The sequence below is a fragment of the Streptomyces sp. NPDC002566 genome (assembly GCF_042889585.1).
Taxonomy (GTDB): domain Bacteria; phylum Actinomycetota; class Actinomycetes; order Streptomycetales; family Streptomycetaceae; genus Streptomyces.
On the sequence record NZ_JBIARD010000004.1, the window covers coordinates 825,967 to 845,284 of the forward strand.

Sequence of the window (19,318 nt, forward strand, 5' to 3'; positions counted from 1 at the left end):
GTATCAGACCGCCCTCATCAGCAGGGTCGCGGCGATAAGGACCGCCGCACCGCCGAACATCGAGACCGCGTAGGACCGCGCGAAGCCGTTCTGCAGCTTGCGCATACGCCCGGAGAGGCCGCCGACCGAGGCCGCGGTGCCGTTGACGACGCCGTCGACCAGGGTGTGGTCGACGTAGACCAGGGACCGCGTGAGGTGCTCGCCGCCGCGGACCAGGACGACGTGGTTGAAGTCGTCCTGGAACAGGTCCCGCCGGGCGGCCCGGGTGAGCAGCGATCCGCGCGGGGCGACGACCGGGACGGGGCGGCGGCCGTACTGGGCGTAGGCGACGGCGACGCCCAGGATCATCACGGCCACCGTGGACATCGTGACCGTCAGGGCGCTGACCGGCGGGTGCCCGTGCTCGAAGCCGGTGACGGGCTCCAGCCAGTGCACGAAGCGCTCACCGATGCTGAAGAAGCCGCCGGCGAAGACCGACCCGACGGCCAGCACGATCATCGGGGCCGTCATGACCTTGGGCGACTCGTGCGGGTGCGGCTCGCCGTGTTCGCCGTGGTGTTCGGCGGCGGGCTCCGCGCTCGGTGCCTCGGGGGAGCGGGTGGGCTGGTTCTTCCAGCGCTCCTCGCCGAAGAACGTCATCAGCATCACGCGCGTCATGTAGTACGCGGTGATGGCCGCGCCCAGCAGCGCGCAGCCGCCGAGGATCCAGCCCTCGGCGCCGCCCTTGGCGAACGCCGCCTCGATGATCTTGTCCTTGGAGAAGAAGCCGGACAGACCCGGGAAGCCGATGATCGCGAGGTAGCCGAGGCCGAAGGTGACGAAGGTGATCGGCATGTACTTGCGCAGACCGCCGTACTTGCGCATGTCGACCTCGTCGTTCATGCCGTGCATGACCGAGCCGGCCCCGAGGAACAGGCCCGCCTTGAAGAAGCCGTGCGTGACCAGGTGCATGATCGCGAAGGCGTAGCCGATGGGGCCGAGGCCGGCGGCGAGGACCATGTAGCCGATCTGCGACATGGTCGAGCCGGCCAGCGCCTTCTTGATGTCGTCCTTCGCGCAACCGACGATCGCACCGAAGAGGAGCGTGACGGCGCCGACGACCGTGACGACGAGCTGCGCGTCGGGGGCCGCGTTGAAGATCGCCGCGGAGCGGACGATCAGGTAGACGCCCGCGGTCACCATGGTCGCCGCGTGGATGAGGGCGGAGACCGGGGTCGGGCCCTCCATGGCGTCCCCGAGCCAGGACTGCAGCGGCACCTGGGCGGACTTGCCGCAGGCCGCGAGCAGCAGCATCAGGGCGATCGCGGTGAGCTGTCCCTCGGTGGCGTCCCCGGCGAGCCCGGGCTTCTCCTGCGTGCCGAGGAGCGGGCCGAAGGCGAAGGTGCCGAAGGTGGTGAACATCAGCATGATGGCGATCGACAGGCCCACGTCGCCGACGCGGTTGACCAGGAAGGCCTTCTTCGCGGCGGTGGCGGCGCTGGGCTTGTGCTGCCAGAAGCCGATGAGCAGGTACGAGGCGAGACCGACGCCCTCCCAGCCGACGTACAGCAGCAGGTAGTTGTCGGCGAGGACGAGCAAGAGCATCGCCGCGAGGAACAGGTTGAGGTAGCCGAAGAAGCGGCGGCGCCGCTCGTCGTGCTCCATGTACCCGACCGAGTACAGGTGGATCAGCGAGCCCACGCCCGTGATCAGCAGTACGAAGGTCATCGACAACTGGTCGACACGGAAGGCGACGTCCGCCTGGAAGCCCCCGACGGGGATCCAGCTGAACAGGTGCTGTGTCAGCGTGCGGTCGTCGGCCTCCTTGCCGAGCATGTCGGCGAAGAGGATGAGGCCGATCACGAAGGAGGCGGCCGCGAACACGGTGCCGACCCACTGGCCGACGGCGTCGAGCCGGCGTCCGCCGAGCAGCAGGACGGCCGCTCCGAGCAGGGGCGCCGCGACGAGCAGCGCAATCAGGTTGTCCACGATTCTTCCGACCCCTTACAGCTTCATCAGGCTGGCGTCGTCGACCGAGGCCGAGTGGCGGGAACGGAACAGCGACACGATGATCGCGAGTCCGACCACGACCTCCGCGGCGGCGACGACCATCGTGAAGAAGGCGATGATCTGGCCGTCGAGATTGCCGTGCATCCGGGAGAAGGCGACGAGCGTGAGGTTGCAGGCGTTGAGCATCAGCTCGACGCACATGAACACGACGATCGCGTTGCGCCGGATCAGTACGCCCGTCGCGCCGATCGTGAACAACAGGGCGGCGAGGTAGACATAGTTGACTGGGTTCACTTCGACGCCTCCTCGGTCCGCTTGAAGGTCGGCGGCTCGACCGCGGCCCGCTCCAGGCGGTCCTCGGCGCGCTGTTCCAGCGCCTTGAGGTCGTTGAGCGCCTCGGTGGACACATCACGCATCTGGCCGCGCTCGCGCAGCGTCTTGCTGACGGTGAGCTCCGACGGGGTGCCGTCGGGCAGCAGCCCGGCGATGTCGACGGCGTTGTGCCGCGCGTACACGCCGGGGGCCGGCAGGGGCGGGACGTGCTTGCCCTCGCGTACGCGCTTCTCGGCCAGCTCGCGCTGGGTGGGGGGCCGCTCGGTGCGCTCGCGGTGGGTGAGCACCATCGCGCCGACGGCGGCCGTGATGAGCAGGGCGCCGGTGATCTCGAAGGCGAAGACGTACTTGGTGAAGATGAGGGCGGCGAGGCCCTCCACGTTGCCGCCCGCGTTGGCGTCGGCGAGGCCGTCGAACTCCGTCAGGGCGGCGTTGCCGATGCCCGCGAAGAGGAGGACCCCGAAACCGACGCCGCACAGGAGGGCCAGCCAGCGCTGGCCCTTGATGGTCTCCTTGAGGGAGTCCGCCGCGGTGACGCCGACGAGCATCACCACGAAGAGGAACAGCATCATGATCGCGCCGGTGTAGACCACGATCTGCACGATGCCCAGGAAGTAGGCGCCGTTGGCGAGGTAGAAAACCGCCAGGATGATCATGGTGCCGGCGAGACAGAGCGCGCTGTGCACGGCCCTCTTCATGAAGACGGTGCACAGGGCGCCGATCACCGCGACGGTGCCGAGCACCCAGAACTGGAACGCCTCACCGGTGGAGGTGGAGTAGGCGGCGAGCTGCGGGGCCGAGTCGGCGGCGAGCCTGCCGACGGAGTGCGCGGCGAACTGGGCGCTCATCGGCCGATCACCTCCTGCGAGGCGGGCTCGTCCTCACCGAAAGTGGACTCGGCCTCCTGCGGGACCTCGCCCTTGGAGACGGCCACCTGCCGCTCGGTGCCGGGCGCGGCCTCCGTGACCAGTCCCCGGTAGTAGTCCTGCTCGTCCGTCCCGGGGTAGATCGCGTGCGGCGTGTCGACCATGCCGTCGTCGAGGCCGGCGAGCAGCTGCTCCTTGGTGTAGATCAGGTTGGCCCGGCTGGAGTCGGCGAGCTCGAACTCGTTGGTCATCGTCAACGCGCGCGTGGGGCACGCCTCGATGCACAGGCCGCACAGGATGCAGCGGGCGTAGTTGATCTGGTAGACGCGGCCGTACCGCTCGCCCGGCGAGTAGCGCTCCTCCTCGGTGTTGTCCGCGCCCTCGACGTAGATCGCGTCGGCGGGGCAGGCCCAGGCGCACAGCTCGCAGCCGACGCACTTCTCCAGGCCGTCCGGATGGCGGTTGAGCTGGTGCCGTCCGTGGAAGCGCGGAGCCGTGGTCTTCTTCTGCTCCGGGTACTGCTCGGTCAGCCGCTTCTTGAACATGGCCTTGAAGGTCACGCCGAAGCCGGCGACGGGGTTCTGGAAACCGGGCGACGTGTGCCCGGCCTCCTTGGGCTCCTCAGCCATCGGACGCCTCCTTTCCATCCAGAGATCCGTCACTCTGAGTATCGGGCCCACCACTGACAATCAGCTCCCGCTCCCGGCGCGGGCGGCGCCTCGGGACCAGCGGCAACTCCTGCCCGGGCAGCGGCGGCACGGGGAACCCGCCCGCCATCGGGTCGAACGCGGCGGGCTCGACGGGGGTCTCGGCCTGCTTGCCGCGGTCGCGGTACATGTCCGCGACGAAGGAGAGCAGCAGCAGGAGCAGGACCGCGCCGCCGACGTAGAGGGCGATGTCGGCGAAGTCGTAGTTCTCGTTGCGCAGGGTCCGCACGGTCGCGACGAGCATCAGCCAGGTCACCGAGACCGGGATGAGGACCTTCCAGCCGAGCTTCATCAGCTGGTCGTAGCGCACGCGCGGGAGCGTGCCGCGCAGCCAGATGAAGAAGAACAGCAGCAGCTGGACCTTGACGGTGAACCAGAGCATCGGCCACCAGCCGTGGTTCGCGCCCTCCCAGAAGCCGCTGATCGGCCACGGGGCCCGCCAGCCACCGAGGAAGAGCGTCACCGACACGGCCGAGACCGTCACCATGTTCACGTACTCGGCGAGCATGAACATCGCGAACTTGATCGACGAGTACTCGGTGTTGAAGCCGCCGACCAGGTCGCCTTCGGACTCCGGCATGTCGAAGGGGGCGCGGTTGGTCTCGCCGACCATCGTGACGATGTAGAGGACGAAGGAGACCGGCAGCAGGATGACGTACCAGCGGTCGTGCTGTTGTTCGACGATCGTCGACGTCGACATCGAACCGGAGTACAGGAAGACGGAGGCGAACGCGGCACCCATCGCGATCTCGTAGGAGATCATCTGCGCGCAGGAGCGCAGACCGCCGAGCAGCGGATAGGTGGACCCGGAACTCCAGCCCGCCAGGACGATGCCGTAGATGCCGACCGAGGCGACCGCGAGGATGTAGAGCATCGCGATCGGCAGGTCGGTGAGCTGCATCGTGGTGCGCTGGCCGAAGATCGAGATCTCGTTGCCGGCCGGGCCGAAGGGGATCACCGCGATGGCCATGAAGGCGGGGACGGCCGCGACGATCGGCGCGAGGACGTACACCACCTTGTCGGCGCGTTTGACGATGACGTCTTCCTTCAGCATCAGCTTGATGCCGTCGGCGAGCGACTGGAGCATGCCCCAGGGGCCGTGCCGGTTGGGGCCGACGCGCAGCTGCATCCAGGCGACGACCTTGCGCTCCCAGACGATGGAGAACAGCACGGTCACCATCAGGAAGGCGAAGCAGAAGACCGCCTTGACGACGACCAGCCACCACGGGTCGCGGCCGAACATGGAGAGGTCTTCAGCGGCGAGATACATGTTCATGCCTCCACCTCCTCGGGGGCGTCGGCGGTAAGCATCGCCGGACCGATACGGACGAGGGAGCCGGGCCGCGCTCCGGTGTCGGAGGCGACGCCCCCGCCCACGGAGTTCAGCGGGAGCCACACCACCCGGTCGGGCATCTCGGTGATCTCCAGCGGCAGTTCCACGGTTCCGGCCGGTCCGGTCACCGCGAGCGCGTCGCCGTCCTTGACGCCCGCCTCGGCGGCCGTCGCGGGCGACACGCGTGCGTGTGCGGCGTGCCGCGTCCCGGCGAGCGCCTCGTCGCCCTGCTGGAGGACGCCCCGGTCGAGCAGCAGACGGTGACCCGCGAGCACGGCCTCGCCGGCGGCGGGCCGCGGCAGGACGCCCGCGGTGTCGAGGGGTTCGGTGGCCCGCGGTCCGTCCCAGGCGCCGAGCCGGTCCAGTTCCGCACGTGCGGTGCGCAGGTCCGGCAGGCCCAGGTGGACGTCCATGGCGTCGGCGAGCATCTGCAGCACGCGCGCGTCGGCCGGCGCGAGGCGCCGGGTCATCTGGTCGGGCTTGAGCGCGGCCTCGAAGAAGCGCACCCGGCCCTCCCAGTTGAGGAAGGCACCCGCCTTCTCGGCGACCGCGGCCACCGGCAGGACCACATCGGCGTGCTCGGTGACCTCCCCGGGACGCAGCTCCAAAGACACCACGAACCCGACCTCGGCGAGCGCCTCACGCGCGCGTGCCGGATCCGGCAGGTCGGCGACCTCCACACCGGCGACGAGCAGCGCCTGCAGCTCACCGCCGGCGGCGGCCTCGATGATCTGCCCGGTGTCCCGCCCGTAGCGGTGCGGGAGTTCCGCGACGCCCCAGGCGGCCGCGACCTCCTGCCGCGCGCGCGGGTCGGTGGCCGGACGCCCTCCCGGCAGCAGCGAGGGCAGCGCGCCGGCCTCGACAGCGCCCCGTTCTCCTGCCCGGCGCGGGATCCACACCAGGGCGGCCCCGGTCGCGTTCGCGGCCCGCGCGGCGGCGGTGAGACCGCCTGCCACGGCGGCCAGCCGCTCGCCCACGACGATCACCGCGCCCTCGGCGCGCAGCGCTTCGGCGGCCCTGCTGCCGTCGGCCTCCAGGCCGACGCCGCCGGACAGCGCGTCCAGCCACTCGGTCTCGGTGCCGGGAGCGGCGGGCAGCAGCGTGCCTCCCGCCTTCTCCAGACCGCGCGTGGCGTGCGTGGCCAGGGAGAACACCTTCTGCCCGTGCTTGCGCCAGGCCTTGCGCAGCCGCAGGAAGACGCCGGGGGCCTCCTCCTCCGACTCGAAGCCGACGAGGAGGACGGCGGGCGCCTTCTCCAGCGCGGTGTACGTGACGCCCGTGCCGTCGAGGTCGCGGCCGTGCCCGGCCACCCGCGCGGCCAGGAAGTCCGCTTCCTCGGTGCTGTGCACCCGCGCGCGGAAGTCGATGTCGTTGGTGTCGAGCGCCACGCGCGCGAACTTGCTGTACGCGTACGCGTCCTCGATGGTCAGACGCCCGCCGGTCAGGACGCCGGTCCGGCCGCGGGAGGCGAGCAGTCCCTGCGCCGCGATCTGCAGGGCCTCCGGCCAGGACGCCGGCGTCAGGACGCCCTCGGCGTCACGCACGAGCGGCGTGTCGAGCCGGTCACGCTGCTGCGCGTACCGGAACGCGAAGCGTCCCTTGTCGCAGATCCACTCCTCGTTGACCTCGGGGTCGTTCGCGGCGAGGCGCCGCATGACCTTGCCGCGCCGGTGGTCGGTGCGCGTGGCGCAGCCGCCGGAGCAGTGCTCGCACACGGAGGGCGAGGAGACGAGGTCGAAGGGCCGGGAGCGGAAGCGGTACGCCGCCGAGGTCAGCGCGCCGACCGGGCAGATCTGGATGGTGTTGCCGGAGAAGTACGACTCGAAGGGGTCGCCCTCTCCGGTGCCGACCTGCTGGAGCGCGCCCCGCTCGACCAGTTCGATCATGGGGTCGCCCGCGACCTGGTTGGAGAAGCGGGTGCAGCGGGCGCACAGCACGCACCGCTCACGGTCGAGCAGCACCTGTGTGGAGATGGGGACGGGCTTCTCGTACGTCCGCTTGCGGCCCTCGAACCGGGACTCGGCCTGGCCGTGGGACATGGCCTGGTTCTGCAGGGGGCACTCGCCGCCCTTGTCGCAGACCGGGCAGTCCAGCGGGTGGTTGATGAGGAGCAGTTCCATCACACCGTGCTGGGCCTTCTCGGCCGCGGGCGAGGTGAGGTGGGTCTTCACCACCATCCCGTCCGTGCAGGTGATGGTGCAGGAGGCCATGGGCTTGCGCTGGCCCTCCACCTCGACGATGCACTGGCGGCAGGCGCCGGCCGGGTCGAGGAGAGGGTGGTCGCAAAAGCGCGGGATCTCGATGCCGAGCTGCTCGGCGGCCCGGATGACCAGGGTGCCCTTGGGCACGCTGATCTCGGCGCCGTCGATGGTCAGCGTCACCAGGTCTTCCGGCGGGACGGCCGCCTCGCCCCCGCCGGTGGGGGCGTTGGTGGTCACGGTCATGCGTTCACCTCCGTGCGGTCGGCCCAGGCCGTCGACTTGGCCGGGTCGAAGGGGCAGCCGCGGCCCGTGATGTGCTGCTCGTACTCCTCGCGGAAGTACTTGAGCGAGGAGAAGATCGGCGAGGCGGCGCCGTCGCCGAGGGCGCAGAAGGACTTGCCGTTGATGTTGTCGGCGATGTCGTTGAGCTTGTCGAGGTCGGACATCGCTCCCTTGCCGGCCTCGATGTCCCGCAGCAACTGCACGAGCCAGTACGTGCCTTCGCGGCAGGGGGTGCACTTGCCGCAGGACTCGTGGGCGTAGAACTCGGTCCAGCGGGTGACGGCCCGCACGACGCAGGTCGTCTCGTCGAAGCACTGGAGTGCTTTCGTGCCGAGCATGGAACCCGCGGCGCCCACTCCTTCGTAGTCAAGAGGGACGTCGAGATGCTCGTCGGTGAACATCGGGGTCGAGGAGCCGCCCGGGGTCCAGAACTTCAGGCGGTGGCCCGGTCGCATGCCGCCGCTCATCTCCAGGAGCTGACGGAGGGTGATTCCTAGCGGGGCCTCGTACTGGCCGGGGCTGGCGACATGGCCGCTGAGCGAGTACAGCGTGAAGCCCGGGGACTTCTCGCTTCCCATCGACCTGAACCATTCTTTCCCGTTGTTCAGAATCGCGGGAACTGACGCGATGGACTCGACGTTATTCACCACAGTCGGGCAGGCGTAGAGACCTGCCACAGCAGGGAAAGGAGGGCGTAGCCGCGGTTGACCACGGCGGCCTTCGAGCGAGTCGAGCAGCGCGGTCTCCTCACCGCAGATGTACGCGCCGGCGCCGGCGTGCACGGTGAGTTGGAGGTCGAGTCCGCTGCCCAGGATGTTCTCGCCGAGGTAGCCCGCCGCGTAGGCCTCGCGCACGGCCTCGTGCAACCGCCGCAGAACGGGGACGACTTCACCACGCAGATAGATGAAGGCATGAGACGACCTGATGGCGTAACACGCGATGACGATGCCCTCGATGAGGCTGTGCGGGTTCGCGAAGAGGAGCGGGATGTCCTTGCAGGTCCCGGGCTCCGATTCGTCGGCGTTGACAACTAGATAGTGCGGTTTTCCATCCCCTTGGGGAATGAACTGCCATTTCATTCCCGTGGGGAATCCAGCGCCACCGCGGCCGCGCAGACCGGAGTCCTTGACGTACGCGATCAGGTCGTCCGGCGACATGGCGAGCGCCTTGCGGAGCCCCTCGTACCCCTCGTGCCTCCGGTAGACGTCCAGAGTCCAGGACCGGTCCTCGTCCCAGAAGGCCGACAGCACGGGTGCGAGCAGCTTCTCGGGGCCGGTGTCTTTCAGCTCGGATACCAAGGTCATCACTCCCCCTCCTCGGCGGTAGGCCCTGCCGGGTGAGCCGGGTCGGAGGCCGATGTGTCCTGCGGCGCGTCATGTGAACTGAGGTGTTCGGTCGGCGACGGTTCGTGGACGGGCCTGTCCTGCGGCTCGGCGTGCGGTTTGCCGTCGCGCGGATGGACCACGCGCGCGGGTGCGGCCTCTCCCCTTGCCAGGCGAAGGCCCACCAGTGACGCCGGCCCCGCGCTGCCGCTCGCCTCGACGGCGCCGTCGCGCTCGTCCGGGAAGCCCGCCAGGATCCGGGCGGTCTCCTTGAAGGTGCACAGCGGCGCCCCGCGCGTGGGCGACGCGGGGCGTCCCGCCCGCAGGTCGTCCACCAGGCGCTTCGCGCTCTGTACGGTCTGGTTGTCGAAGAACTCCCAGTTGACCATCACGACCGGCGCGAAGTCGCAGGCCGCGTTGCACTCGATGTGCTCCAGGGTGACCTTGCCGTCGTCGGTGGTCCCGCCGTTGGCGAGTCCCAGGTGCTCCTGGAGCGCCTCGAAGATGGCGTCGCCGCCCATCACCGCGCACAGCGTGTTGGTGCAGACGCCCACCTGGTAGTCACCACTGGGGCGGCGCCGGTACATGGTGTAGAAGGTGGCGACCGCGGTGACCTCGGCGGTGGTCAGGTCCAGGACGTCCGCGCAGAACCGCATCCCGGTGCGCGTGACGTGTCCCTCCTCCGACTGCACCAGGTGCAGCAACGGCAGGAGCGCGGACCGGGAGTCGGGGTAGCGGGCGATGATCTCGCGCGCGTCCCGCTCGAGTCGGGCTCGGACGTCGTCCGGGTACGCGGGCGCGGGCAGTTCGGGCATGCCCAGGCTGACGCCCCGCTCCGAGGAAGGGGTGGTGGTCACCGGTCGACGCCTCCCATCACGGGGTCGATGGACGCTACGGCGACGATGACGTCGGCGACCTGGCCGCCTTCGCACATCGCCGCCATCGCCTGCAGGTTGGTGAAGGACGGGTCGCGGAAGTGGACCCGGAAGGGGCGGGTGCCTCCGTCGGAGACGGCGTGCACCCCGAGTTCGCCCTTGGGCGACTCGACGGCCGTGTACGCCTGTCCCGGCGGTACGCGGAAGCCCTCGGTGACCAGCTTGAAGTGGTGGATCAGGGCCTCCATGGAGGTGCCCATGATCTTCTTGATGTGGTCGAGGGAGTTGCCGAGCCCGTCGGGTCCCAGGGCGAGCTGGGCGGGCCAGGCGATCTTGCGGTCGGCGATCATGACGGGCCCGGGCTGGAGCCGGTCCAGGCACTGCTCGACGATCAGCAGCGACTGGCGCATCTCCTCCAGGCGGACGAGGAAGCGGCCGTAGGAGTCGCAGGAGTCGGCGGTCGGGACCTCGAAGTCGTAGGTCTCGTAGTCGCAGTAGGGCTGTGCCTTGCGCAGGTCGTGCGGGAGGCCGGTGGAGCGCAGGATGGGGCCGGTGGCGCCGAGGGCCATGCAGCCGGCCAGGTCGAGGTAGCCGACGTCCTGCATGCGGGCCTTGAAGATGGGGTTCCCGGTGGCGAGCTTGTCGTACTCCGGGAGGTTCTTCTTCATCTTCTTCACGAACTCGCGGATCTGGTCCACCGCGCCGGGCGGCAGGTCCTGGGCGAGTCCGCCGGGGCGGATGTACGCGTGGTTCATCCTGAGGCCCGTGATGAGCTCGTAGATGTCGAGAATCATTTCACGATCGCGGAATCCGTAGATCATGATCGTGGTGGCGCCGAGTTCCATGCCGCCGGTGGCGATGCACACCAGGTGGGAGGACATCCGGTTCAGCTCCATCAGGAGCACCCGGATGATCTTGGCCCGCTCGGTGAGCTGGTCCTCGATGCCGAGGAGCTTCTCGACGGCGAGACAGTAGGCGGTCTCGTTGAAGAAGGACGTCAGGTAGTCCATGCGCGTCACGAACGTGGTGCCCTGGGTCCACGTGCGGTACTCGAGGTTCTTCTCGATGCCGGTGTGCAGGTAGCCGATGCCGCAGCGGGCCTCGGTGACCGTCTCGCCCTCGATCTCCAGGATGAGGCGGAGCACCCCGTGGGTGGAGGGGTGCTGGGGGCCCATGTTGACGACGATGCGCTCGTCGTCGGCGCGGGCCGCGGACTGGACGACCTCGTCCCAGTCGCCGCCGGTGACCGTGTAGACGGTGCCCTCGGTGGTCTCCCTGGGGGAAGCGTGCGAAGTGCTCACGAGTACGACCTCCGCTGGTCCGGAGCCGGGATCTGGGCGCCCTTGTACTCGACGGCGATGCCGCCGAGGGGGTAGTCCTTGCGCTGCGGGTGGCCCTGCCAGTCGTCCGGCATCATGATCCGCGTCAGGGCCGGGTGACCGTCGAAGACGATCCCGAAGAAGTCGTAGGTCTCACGCTCGTGCCAGTCGTTGGTCGGATAGACGGAGACCAGGGACGGCACGTGCGGGTCGCTGTCGGGGGCGCTGACTTCGAGGCGGATCAGCCGGTTGTGGGTGATCGAGCGCAGGTGGTAGACGGCGTGCAGCTCGCGTCCCTTGTCGGCGGGGTAGTGGACGCCGCTGACGCCGGTGCACAGCTCGAAGCGCAGGGCGGGGTCGTCGCGCAGGGTGCGGGCGACGGTCACCATGTGCTCGCGTTCGATGTGGAAGGTGAGTTCGCCGCGGTCGACGACGGTCTTCTCGATCGCGTTGTCGGGGAGGAGCCCCTGTTCCTCCAGCGCGCCGTCGAGTTCGTCGGCGACCTCGTCGAACCAGCCGCCGTAGGGCCGGCTCGCCGGTCCCGGCAGCCGGACGGAGCGGACCAGACCGCCGTAGCCGGAGGTGTCGCCGCCCCTGTCGGCGCCGAACATGCCGCGCTGCACGCGGATCTCCTCACCGCCCTGGCCCCGCTGTCCCGGGAGGTTCGATGCGGAGAGGTCCTTGTCGGGGTTGGTCCCGCCGGACCCCGCGCCGGCGCCGTTCACGTCGCTCACCGCAGCAGCCCCTTCATCTCGATCGTGGGCAGGGCCTTGAGCGCCGCTTCCTCCGCCTCGCGGGCCGCTTCCTCGGCGTTTACGCCCAGCTTGGAGTTCTGGATCTTGTGGTGGAGCTTGAGGATGGCGTCCATGAGCATCTCCGGGCGCGGCGGGCAGCCCGGGAGGTAGATGTCGACGGGGACGATGTGGTCGACGCCCTGGACGATCGCGTAGTTGTTGAACATGCCGCCCGAGGAAGCGCAGACCCCCATGGAGATCACCCACTTGGGGTTCGGCATCTGGTCGTAGACCTGCCGGAGCACGGGTGCCATCTTCTGGCTGACCCGGCCCGCGACGATCATCAGGTCCGCCTGGCGGGGCGAACCGCGGAAGACCTCCATGCCGAAGCGCGCCAGGTCGTAGCGGCCGGCGCCGGTGGTCATCATCTCGATGGCGCAGCAGGCGAGGCCGAACGTGGCGGGGAAGACGGACGCCTTGCGCACCCAGCCCGCGGCCTGCTCGACGGTGGTCAGCAGGAAACCGCTCGGCAGCTTTTCTTCGAGTCCCATGACTAAAGGCCCCTCAGTCCCATTCCAGGCCGCCGCGGCGCCACACGTACGCGTAGGCGACGAAGACGGTGAGCACGAAGAGCAACATCTCCACGAGCCCGAAAAGCCCCAGGGCGTCGAAGGTGACGGCCCAGGGGTAGAGGAAGACGATCTCGATGTCGAAGACGATGAAGAGCATCGCCGTCAGGTAGTACTTGATGGGGAAGCGCCCGCCGCCGGCCGGCGTGGGGGTCGGCTCGATACCGCACTCGTAGGCCTCGAGCTTGGCGCGGTTGTACCGCTTCGGCCCGATCAACGTGGCCATGACCACGGAGAAGATCGCAAAGCCTGCCCCGAGGGCTCCCAGTACGAGGATGGGCGCATACGCGTTCACCGCTCCTCGCTCCTCTCAGTCGGCACTGACTGCTGGCGATGGCACGGGCTCACATCCGTCTCACAAGCCCCTCGAACCCCGCTCGTCCCGGCGAAGATCGCGAACATGTGAAGCAGGTCACAAGCCCAACTGCCACGCATCTTATGCCTGCCGGTCTGTGATCTGCGACACGGGGTATTGCACAAGCTTTGTGATCTCCACCACCTGACGAAGGATCATGAAGTCATATCAGCGGTGATCTTCGTACGGGAAGCGTCAGAGTGATCACAAGAGGTGACATTTACGCTCGTCCACGCAGGCCGCAGGGCGCGTCTCAATATCAAGAGAGTTCCTCTGCATGCAAATTCGCCTTGGACGGGGCGTCCTGCTAGAGGCCGCGTTCACACATCAGGGGGACCGGGGCAGCGTCGAGTGGACGTGTGCGCGCGTTCACGAGCGGAGCCGACGGCTCCATCGCGCGCATGACGCCCGGGCTCCGGTAACCGTTCCGTGACCTCTGCCACACCTGAAAGTGCGTCCGATAACCGGGCTTGGCCAACCGCCTCAACCAGTGGTAGGCGCGGGGCAATCCGGACGTAACAGCGAAAGCCCATGATCACGGGCTTGATCATCAAGGTCCGCAATGTCCGTTAAGGCGTCAATAAGGTGCGGCGTGACAGGTGTTCAGGGCCCCCATTGAGTAATTGTGGCGCAGCACACGTTTCTTGAAGGTATGAGGGAGCCCCTGATACCGCTTGTACCCATGTCCCACACCGCTCACATACGCAGCCACCGGAAACCCCGCCGCAGCGCGTCGAAGATCGCGATGCGGGCCGGAGTCGCCAGTGGTGTCCTCGGCACGCTGGCCGTCGCCACGGCGGCAGGATCGGCCAACGCCGCCGAGCCGGTGACGCAGACGCTCGAACTGCCCGTCCTCACGGGCGATCTGGCCGCGCAGGTCGCGCAGTCCGCCGAAGTCACGCAGCAGGCGGCCGCGAACTACCAGCTGGAAGCCGAGCGCGACGCCGCCGCCGCAGCAGCGGCCGCCGAGGCCAAGAAGGACCTCGCCGCCGCGAAGAAGGCCGAGGCCAAGAAGAAGGCCGAGGAAGCCCGCAAGGCCGCCGCCGAGGCCGCCGCCTCCCGTTCCGCGGAGCGCAGCACCCTCTCCGCATCCGCGTCCGCATCCGTCTCCGACTCCGGCTCCACGTCGGTCTCCGCTCCCGCCAGCGGCAGCGTCGGGACGGTCATCTCCTTCCTCAAGGCGCAGCTGGGCGACGCGTACGTCATGGGTGCCACCGGCCCCAACGCGTGGGACTGCTCCAGCCTGGTCCAGGCCGCGTTCCGGCAGGTCGGCGTCGACCTGCCGCGCGTCTCGCAGGACCAGTCGATGGCCGGCACCGACGTGTCGCTGTCCGACGTGCAGGTCGGCGACATCCTGTACTGGGGCGGCAAGGGTTCGGCCTACCACGTGGGCGTCTACATCGGGAACGGCCAGTACCTGGACGCGGCCAACCCGTCCAAGGGCGTCGTCATCCAGGACCTCTCCGGTTACCCGGCGTCGGGCGCTGTCCGCGTCCTCTGAGACGTACTGAACCGACAGAAGGGCCGCAGCCGCTCGGGGGCAGCGGCCCTTCGGACTTTTCCTGCCTCATCGACCCCGGCCGACGTGACGTCCCACGCGCAGCGCACGCACCGGCCGCCGAGGCAACGCCTGTGCGCGGGAACCGAGTTCACTCGTGCGCGAGTCGATGCCCGGTCACCGATGGGCGGGGCGGCGGCTGTTCGCCGCCCACTGACAGTGAGGGCGCTCCCCCGCTTCATCGCCAGGGAGCGCCCCGTCACCGTCACGCGTGCGATGTCACGCCTTCGGGGCCACCTTGCTCAGGCCGTTGATGATGCGGTCCATCGCGTCGCCGCCCGTGGGGTCGGTGAGGTTCGCGAGGAGCTTCAGGGTGAACTTCATCAGCACGGGGTGCGTGAGCCCGCGCTGCGCCGCGATCTTCATGACCTTCGGGTTGCCGATGAGCTTCACGAAGGCGCGGCCCAGCGTGTAGTAGCCGCCGTAGGTGTCCTTGAGGATGCGCGGGTAGCTCTGGAGAGCCAGCTCGCGCTGGCCCGGGGTGGCCCGCGCGTGGGCCTGGACGATGACGTCTGCGGCGATCTGCCCGGACTCCATGGCGTAGGCGATGCCCTCGCCGTTGAAGGGGTTCACCAGACCGCCCGCGTCGCCGACGAGCAGCAGGCCCTTGGTGTAGTGGGGCTGGCGGTTGAAGGCCATGGGCAGGGCGGCGCCGCGGATCGGGCCCGTCATGTTGTCCGGCGTGTAGCCCCAGTCCTCCGGCATGGAGGCGCACCAGGCCTTGAGGACCTCGCGCCAGTCCAGTTCCTTGAAGGAGTCGGAGGTGTTGAGGACGCCGAGACCGACGTTGGACGTGCCGTCGCCCATGCCGAAGATCCAGCCGTAGCCGGGCAGGAGCCGGTCCTCGCCCGGTCCGCGCCGGTCCCACAGCTCCAGCCAGGACTCCAGGTAGTCGTCCTCGTGGCGCGGCGAGGTGAAGTAGGTGCGCACGGCGACGCCCATGGGGCGGTCCTCGCGGCGGTGCAGGCCCATCGCCAGGGAGAGGCGGGTGGAGTTGCCGTCGGCGGCGACGACCAGCGGGGCGTGGAAGGTGACCTCGCGCTTGTCCTCGCCCAGCTTGGCGTGCACCCCGGTGATGCGGCCGGTGCGGTCGTCGACGATCGGGGCGCCGACGTTGCAGCGCTCGTGGAGCCGGGCGCCCGCCTTCTGCGCCTGGCGGGCGAGCTGCTCGTCGAAGTCGTCGCGCTTGCGGACGAGACCGTAGTCGGGGAAGGAGGCGAGATCCGGCCAGTCCAGCTGGAGGCGGACGCCTCCGCCGATGATGCGCAGCCCCTTGTTGCGCAGCCAGCCTGCCTCTTCGGAGATGTCGATGCCCATGGCGACGAGCTGCTTGACGGCGCGCGGGGTGAGACCGTCGCCGCAGACCTTCTCCCGCGGGAACTCGGTCTTCTCGAGCAGGAGCACGTCGAGTCCGGCCTTGGCGAGGTGGTACGCGGTCGTGGAGCCGGCCGGCCCAGCGCCGACGACGATCACGTCGGCGGTGTTTTCGGAGAGGGGCTGAGTCACGGCGGGAACTCCCCAAGTTCGGAATCTGGGTGCCGAGGGGCACTGGACATGGGCAGTCTATTCAGCGACATTGATCACCGGCTGAAGGGCTGCCCCCGTGAAGCGAGTTCTCCCCGTGGTACGGCTGCGCGTCCCCACCGACGAGGATGCGGTCGCCTGGCACCGGATCTTCGACCACCCCGACGTCATGGAGTTCCACGGCGGCCGGTCCGCGGGGCTCTCCGTCTACGAGGAACTCACCGCCCGCCAGCGCCGGCACGACGCAGAGCGCGGGTACTGCCTGTGGACGATGCTCGACGAGTCGGGCCAAGTCATCGGCTTCACCGGCGCCCAGCCCTGGGAGCGGGACTGGGGCCCGTCGGGCGAGATCGAGATCGGGTGGCGGCTGGGGCGGGAGCACTGGGGCCGGGGGTACGTCACCGCGGCGGCGCGGATGACGGTGGACCGAGTGAGACAGGCGGGCGTGCCGAGCGTGGTGGCCATGGTCGCCGCCCGCAACGCCCGCTCCATCGCGGTCACGCAGCGGCTCGGGATGCGGCTGGCGGAGGTCTTCACCACGCCGCAGTCGAAGTCGCAGGGGCACTGCTACCGCCTCGACCTGTGACACATGACCCTGAGTGACCGACTGTCACACAAAGACACCGGGCGCTTCCGGACGGCACCCCCGGGCGGTTACCCTTCCAGTACCGCTGGGGGTGACATCTGTGCTCATACGGCCAAAAACACCCGAAGTGCGCGTGCCGAGACTCGTCGGCCTGATGGCGATGGACGCGCGCGCGACGGCCACGGCGCGAGGCGTGCTGCTGGCCGCGCCTGACCGGCCCGACTTCCACCGCACCGTCGTCGACTACGTCGTACGGCAGTACCCGCCGCCCGGGGTTGAGGTGCCGCGCGGCGCCGTCGTCACCGTGTGGTTCGACTTCGCCGAGGGCGAGGGCGGCGGAGGCTCGGGCGTGCGCGAGCCGCGCGTGCCCCGGCCGGGGGGAGGCGGGCTGGAACGCGAGCTGGACCGGCCGGGAGACGCCTTCGAGACGGCCTCTCGCTGAAGCACCGGGCGCGCTGTTCGACGCCCTTGGCGCGCTCCTGCTCCGCCGTGCTCCTGCTCAGCTCTCCTTGAAGCCCCGGTGCAGGGTGACCACGCCGCCGGTCAGGTTGCGCCAGGCGACCTTCGACCAGCCGGCCTTGCGCAGGTGCCCGGCCAGGGCGGGCTGGTCGGGCCAGGCGCGGATGGACTCGGCGAGGTACACATACGCGTCCGGGTTCGAGGAGACGGCCCGGGCGACCGGCGGCAGGGCGCGCATCAGGTACTCGGTGTAGACCGTGCGGAAGGGCGCCCAGGTCGGGTGCGAGAACTCGCAGATCACGACCCGGCCGCCGGGGCGGGTCACCCGGTGCATCTCGCGCAGGGCGGAGTCGAAGTCCTGCACGTTGCGCAGGCCGAAGGAGATCGTGACGGCGTCGAAGGTGTCGTCCTTGAACGGCAGCCTCGTCGCGTCGCCGGCGGTGAAGGGCAGCCAGGTGTGCTTGCGTTTGCCCACCTGGAGCATGCCGAGGGAGAAGTCGCAGGGGACGACGTAGGCGCCGGCGCGGGCGAAGGGCAGGGAGGAGGTGGCCGTGCCGGCCGCCAGGTCCAGGATCTTCTGTGCGGGGCGGGCGTCGACCGCGCGGGCGACCTCCTTGCGCCACCTCCGGTCCTGGCCGAGCGAGAGGACGTCGTTCGTCAGGTCGTACCGTTCCGCCACGTCGTCGAACATCGAAGCGACTTCGTGCGGCTGCTTGTTCAGGGAAGCGCGGGTCACCCGCCCATTGTGGCAGCCCCCGCCTGCCCGGCTCATGCCAGCCCGCGCCCCCTCTGGTTCAATCAGCCGACCACGGGCCCTTCACCGGAGTCGTCGACGCGTTCGCGCGGTGACCACGAGTGGTGGCACGGCTTTCGATGGCATTCTCGGAATGCGTTTTCCGGATATCAGGGACCCTTCATTCACCCTCAACTCTGGCATTTCGCGAGAGGCCATGAGAAACGCCTGAACCTGTCACTCACCTGAGGGAAACAGCGAATCGCTGCGCCAGGACCTGCAAGAACGAGAGGGCCGATTGTCCCGTTCGGGCGGTCAGTTGCCCCTGTTTGCACGGTTGAGTCCACAAGATGTCTGCGTGGCCACTGTTCCCGCGCTCGCCGCCCGAATGTGGGACATTCCCCTTTCGGGAACACCTTTCGTCACCTCTGTTTGAATTCACGAGAGCGGGTGCGTGCGCAATGCGGAGCCTCCTGAAGCCGGCGGCCGGGCTGACCTGTCTGTTCGCCCTGACCATGGCAGGCTGCTCCGCGGCGCCCGAGGACACATCGAAAGCGCCGTCCGCCATCGAATCTCCCTCTCTGACCGCCACACCCAGTCCGGCAACAGGAACGACGACGGCGTACGCGCCCTATGTCAACGCCACGGCGGCCTCCGCCAACGACACGGCAGGCTCCCCAGCGACGTACAACCTCGCTTTCGTCATCTCCGACGGAAGCGGCTGCACGCCGAAGTGGAACGGCACGCACGCCATCGGCGACACGTCCGTCGCCTCCCGTGTCTCCGCTCTCACGAAGTCGGGCGCCTCGGTCCGCGTCTCCTTCGGCGGGGCCTCCGGAAAGGAACTGGCGGCGGTCTGCGGCAGCGCGGCGGAACTGGCCGAGGCGTACGGCGCGGCCCTGGACGCAGCAGGCTCGACACGGGCCGACTTCGACGTCGAGGGCGACGACCTCGCCGACGCCGGCTCGGTCGCCCTGCGCTCCCAGGCCATCGCCCTGCTCCAGAAGGAGCGCACGGACCTCGAAGTCACCTTCACGCTCCCGGTGATGCCCTCCGGGCTGGACGCCGGCGGCCTCGCGCTGCTCGACGCGGCGAACAAGTACGACGTCCAGGTCTCCGCCGTCAACATCATGACGATGAACTACGGCGAGTCGTACACCGGCGACATGGGCGGCTACGCGATCGCCGCCGCCACGGCCGCGCACGCGCAGTTGAAGAGGGCCTTCGGCACGACGGACGCCGGAGCGTGGAAGGGGATGGCACTCACCTCGATGATCGGCGTCAACGACGTCGCCGACGAGACGTTCACGCTCGCGGACGCGGCGCAGGTGCGGACGTTCGCCGAGGGCAAGGGCGTCGCCTGGGTGTCGATGTGGTCCGCCTTCCGCGACCGGAGCTGCGCGGACGGGGTCACCGGACAGGACGAACCGCTCACCGACTGCAGTGGGGTGAAGCAGAGTTCGGGGGCGTTCGCGAAGGCGTTCTCGGCGGCGAACTGACACACACGGCCCCC

The 19,318-nt window shown here is 69.2% G+C and carries 18 protein-coding genes; 4 read left to right on the forward strand and 14 right to left on the reverse strand.

Translation table 11 applies throughout. From position 1 onward, the window contains the following. Positions 1–3 precede the first annotated feature (3 nt). Genes nuoL through ACFYXA_RS20980 form a run of 12 tightly spaced genes read right to left on the reverse strand, consistent with a single transcriptional unit; the run spans position 4 to position 12,885 of the window. On the reverse strand, positions 4–1,968 hold the full coding sequence (nuoL, locus tag ACFYXA_RS20925; RefSeq protein WP_389034821.1) for an NADH-quinone oxidoreductase subunit L: 1,965 nt from the start codon (positions 1,966–1,968) through the stop codon (positions 4–6). 15 nt (positions 1,969–1,983) lie between these two features. Continuing rightward, positions 1,984–2,283, reverse strand: a complete 300-nt coding sequence (nuoK, locus tag ACFYXA_RS20930) for an NADH-quinone oxidoreductase subunit NuoK (protein WP_130440912.1) — start codon at positions 2,281–2,283, stop codon at positions 1,984–1,986. Continuing rightward, a complete protein-coding gene (locus tag ACFYXA_RS20935; RefSeq protein ID WP_130440910.1) occupies positions 2,280–3,170 on the reverse strand; it encodes an NADH-quinone oxidoreductase subunit J in 891 nt (296 codons plus the stop codon). The genes nuoK and ACFYXA_RS20935 overlap by 4 nt, the downstream gene beginning before the upstream one ends. Next, on the reverse strand, positions 3,167–3,817 hold the full coding sequence (gene nuoI / locus ACFYXA_RS20940) for an NADH-quinone oxidoreductase subunit NuoI (protein ID WP_351094660.1): 651 nt from the start codon (positions 3,815–3,817) through the stop codon (positions 3,167–3,169). Before nuoI ends, ACFYXA_RS20935 begins: the two co-directional genes overlap by 4 nt. Then, on the reverse strand, positions 3,810–5,171 hold the full coding sequence (gene nuoH / locus ACFYXA_RS20945) for an NADH-quinone oxidoreductase subunit NuoH (protein ID WP_389034827.1): 1,362 nt from the start codon (positions 5,169–5,171) through the stop codon (positions 3,810–3,812). Before nuoH ends, nuoI begins: the two co-directional genes overlap by 8 nt. Beyond that, entirely contained in the window at positions 5,168–7,672 is a 2,505-nt protein-coding gene (locus tag ACFYXA_RS20950) for an NADH-quinone oxidoreductase subunit G (protein ID WP_389034830.1), read from the reverse strand. The genes nuoH and ACFYXA_RS20950 overlap by 4 nt, the downstream gene beginning before the upstream one ends. Then, positions 7,669–9,015, reverse strand: coding sequence for an NADH-quinone oxidoreductase subunit NuoF (nuoF, locus tag ACFYXA_RS20955; protein ID WP_130440902.1), 1,347 nt, complete (start codon positions 9,013–9,015; stop codon positions 7,669–7,671). The genes ACFYXA_RS20950 and nuoF overlap by 4 nt, the downstream gene beginning before the upstream one ends. Beyond that, positions 9,015–9,848, reverse strand: coding sequence for an NADH-quinone oxidoreductase subunit NuoE (gene nuoE, locus ACFYXA_RS20960; protein ID WP_389035115.1), 834 nt, complete (start codon positions 9,846–9,848; stop codon positions 9,015–9,017). The genes nuoF and nuoE overlap by 1 nt, the downstream gene beginning before the upstream one ends. Before the next feature lie 38 nt (positions 9,849–9,886). Next, entirely contained in the window at positions 9,887–11,209 is a 1,323-nt protein-coding gene (locus ACFYXA_RS20965) for an NADH-quinone oxidoreductase subunit D (protein ID WP_352245230.1), read from the reverse strand. Further along, positions 11,206–11,961 carry an NADH-quinone oxidoreductase subunit C gene (locus tag ACFYXA_RS20970; RefSeq protein WP_389034836.1) on the reverse strand — a complete coding sequence of 252 codons (756 nt, stop codon included), beginning with the start codon at positions 11,959–11,961 and terminating at the stop codon, positions 11,206–11,208. The genes ACFYXA_RS20965 and ACFYXA_RS20970 overlap by 4 nt, the downstream gene beginning before the upstream one ends. Further along, complete coding sequence (locus ACFYXA_RS20975; protein ID WP_055635348.1) at positions 11,958–12,512, reverse strand: NADH-quinone oxidoreductase subunit B family protein; 555 nt, start codon at positions 12,510–12,512, stop codon at positions 11,958–11,960. Before ACFYXA_RS20975 ends, ACFYXA_RS20970 begins: the two co-directional genes overlap by 4 nt. A 13-nt stretch (positions 12,513–12,525) precedes the next feature. After that, positions 12,526–12,885: an NADH-quinone oxidoreductase subunit A gene (locus ACFYXA_RS20980; RefSeq protein WP_030494815.1), complete on the reverse strand. Its 360-nt coding sequence runs from the start codon at positions 12,883–12,885 to the stop codon at positions 12,526–12,528. Positions 12,886–13,597: 712 nt separating this feature from the next. Between ACFYXA_RS20980 and ACFYXA_RS20985 the strand changes: the two genes are divergently transcribed. Next, complete coding sequence (locus ACFYXA_RS20985; protein WP_351094671.1) at positions 13,598–14,446, forward strand: C40 family peptidase; 849 nt, start codon at positions 13,598–13,600, stop codon at positions 14,444–14,446. Between the two features lie 276 nt (positions 14,447–14,722). Here ACFYXA_RS20985 and ACFYXA_RS20990 read toward each other — a convergent pair whose 3' ends face one another. Continuing rightward, positions 14,723–16,009, reverse strand: coding sequence for a geranylgeranyl reductase family protein (locus tag ACFYXA_RS20990; protein ID WP_389034843.1), 1,287 nt, complete (start codon positions 16,007–16,009; stop codon positions 14,723–14,725). Positions 16,010–16,106: 97 nt separating this feature from the next. Between ACFYXA_RS20990 and ACFYXA_RS20995 the strand changes: the two genes are divergently transcribed. Both ACFYXA_RS20995 and ACFYXA_RS21000 read left to right on the forward strand, forming a co-directional pair. Continuing rightward, complete coding sequence (locus ACFYXA_RS20995) at positions 16,107–16,613, forward strand: GNAT family N-acetyltransferase (RefSeq protein ID WP_352245228.1); 507 nt, start codon at positions 16,107–16,109, stop codon at positions 16,611–16,613. Between the two features lie 127 nt (positions 16,614–16,740). Continuing rightward, a complete protein-coding gene (locus ACFYXA_RS21000; RefSeq protein ID WP_352245227.1) occupies positions 16,741–17,055 on the forward strand; it encodes a PASTA domain-containing protein in 315 nt (104 codons plus the stop codon). Positions 17,056–17,112: 57 nt separating this feature from the next. Here ACFYXA_RS21000 and ACFYXA_RS21005 read toward each other — a convergent pair whose 3' ends face one another. Further along, the gene (locus ACFYXA_RS21005) at positions 17,113–17,808 is read right to left on the reverse strand and encodes a demethylmenaquinone methyltransferase (RefSeq protein ID WP_352245226.1); all 696 of its coding nucleotides are present in this window, start codon (positions 17,806–17,808) and stop codon (positions 17,113–17,115) included. Positions 17,809–18,266: 458 nt separating this feature from the next. Between ACFYXA_RS21005 and ACFYXA_RS21010 the strand changes: the two genes are divergently transcribed. Further along, positions 18,267–19,304, forward strand: a complete 1,038-nt coding sequence (locus tag ACFYXA_RS21010) for a chitinase (protein WP_389034849.1) — start codon at positions 18,267–18,269, stop codon at positions 19,302–19,304. The last annotated feature ends 14 nt before the right edge of the window (positions 19,305–19,318 follow it).

Excerpts from the sequence above, each read along its gene's own strand:
- ACFYXA_RS20935 (WP_130440910.1), bottom strand. The coding sequence starts at position 3,170 with ATGAGCGCCCAGTTCGCCGCGCACTCCGTCGGCAGGCTCGCCGCCGAC.
- nuoI (WP_351094660.1), bottom strand. The coding sequence starts at position 3,817 with ATGGCTGAGGAGCCCAAGGAGGCCGGGCACACGTCGCCCGGTTTCCAG.
- nuoH (WP_389034827.1), bottom strand. The coding sequence starts at position 5,171 with ATGAACATGTATCTCGCCGCTGAAGACCTCTCCATGTTCGGCCGCGAC.
- ACFYXA_RS20950 (WP_389034830.1), bottom strand. The coding sequence starts at position 7,672 with ATGACCGTGACCACCAACGCCCCCACCGGCGGGGGCGAGGCGGCCGTC.
- nuoF (WP_130440902.1), bottom strand. The coding sequence starts at position 9,015 with ATGACCTTGGTATCCGAGCTGAAAGACACCGGCCCCGAGAAGCTGCTC.
- nuoE (WP_389035115.1), bottom strand. The coding sequence starts at position 9,848 with ATGCCCGAACTGCCCGCGCCCGCGTACCCGGACGACGTCCGAGCCCGA.
- ACFYXA_RS20975 (WP_055635348.1), bottom strand. The coding sequence starts at position 12,512 with ATGGGACTCGAAGAAAAGCTGCCGAGCGGTTTCCTGCTGACCACCGTC.
- ACFYXA_RS20985 (WP_351094671.1), top strand. The coding sequence starts at position 13,598 with ATGAGGGAGCCCCTGATACCGCTTGTACCCATGTCCCACACCGCTCAC.
- ACFYXA_RS21010 (WP_389034849.1), top strand. The coding sequence starts at position 18,267 with ATGCGGAGCCTCCTGAAGCCGGCGGCCGGGCTGACCTGTCTGTTCGCC.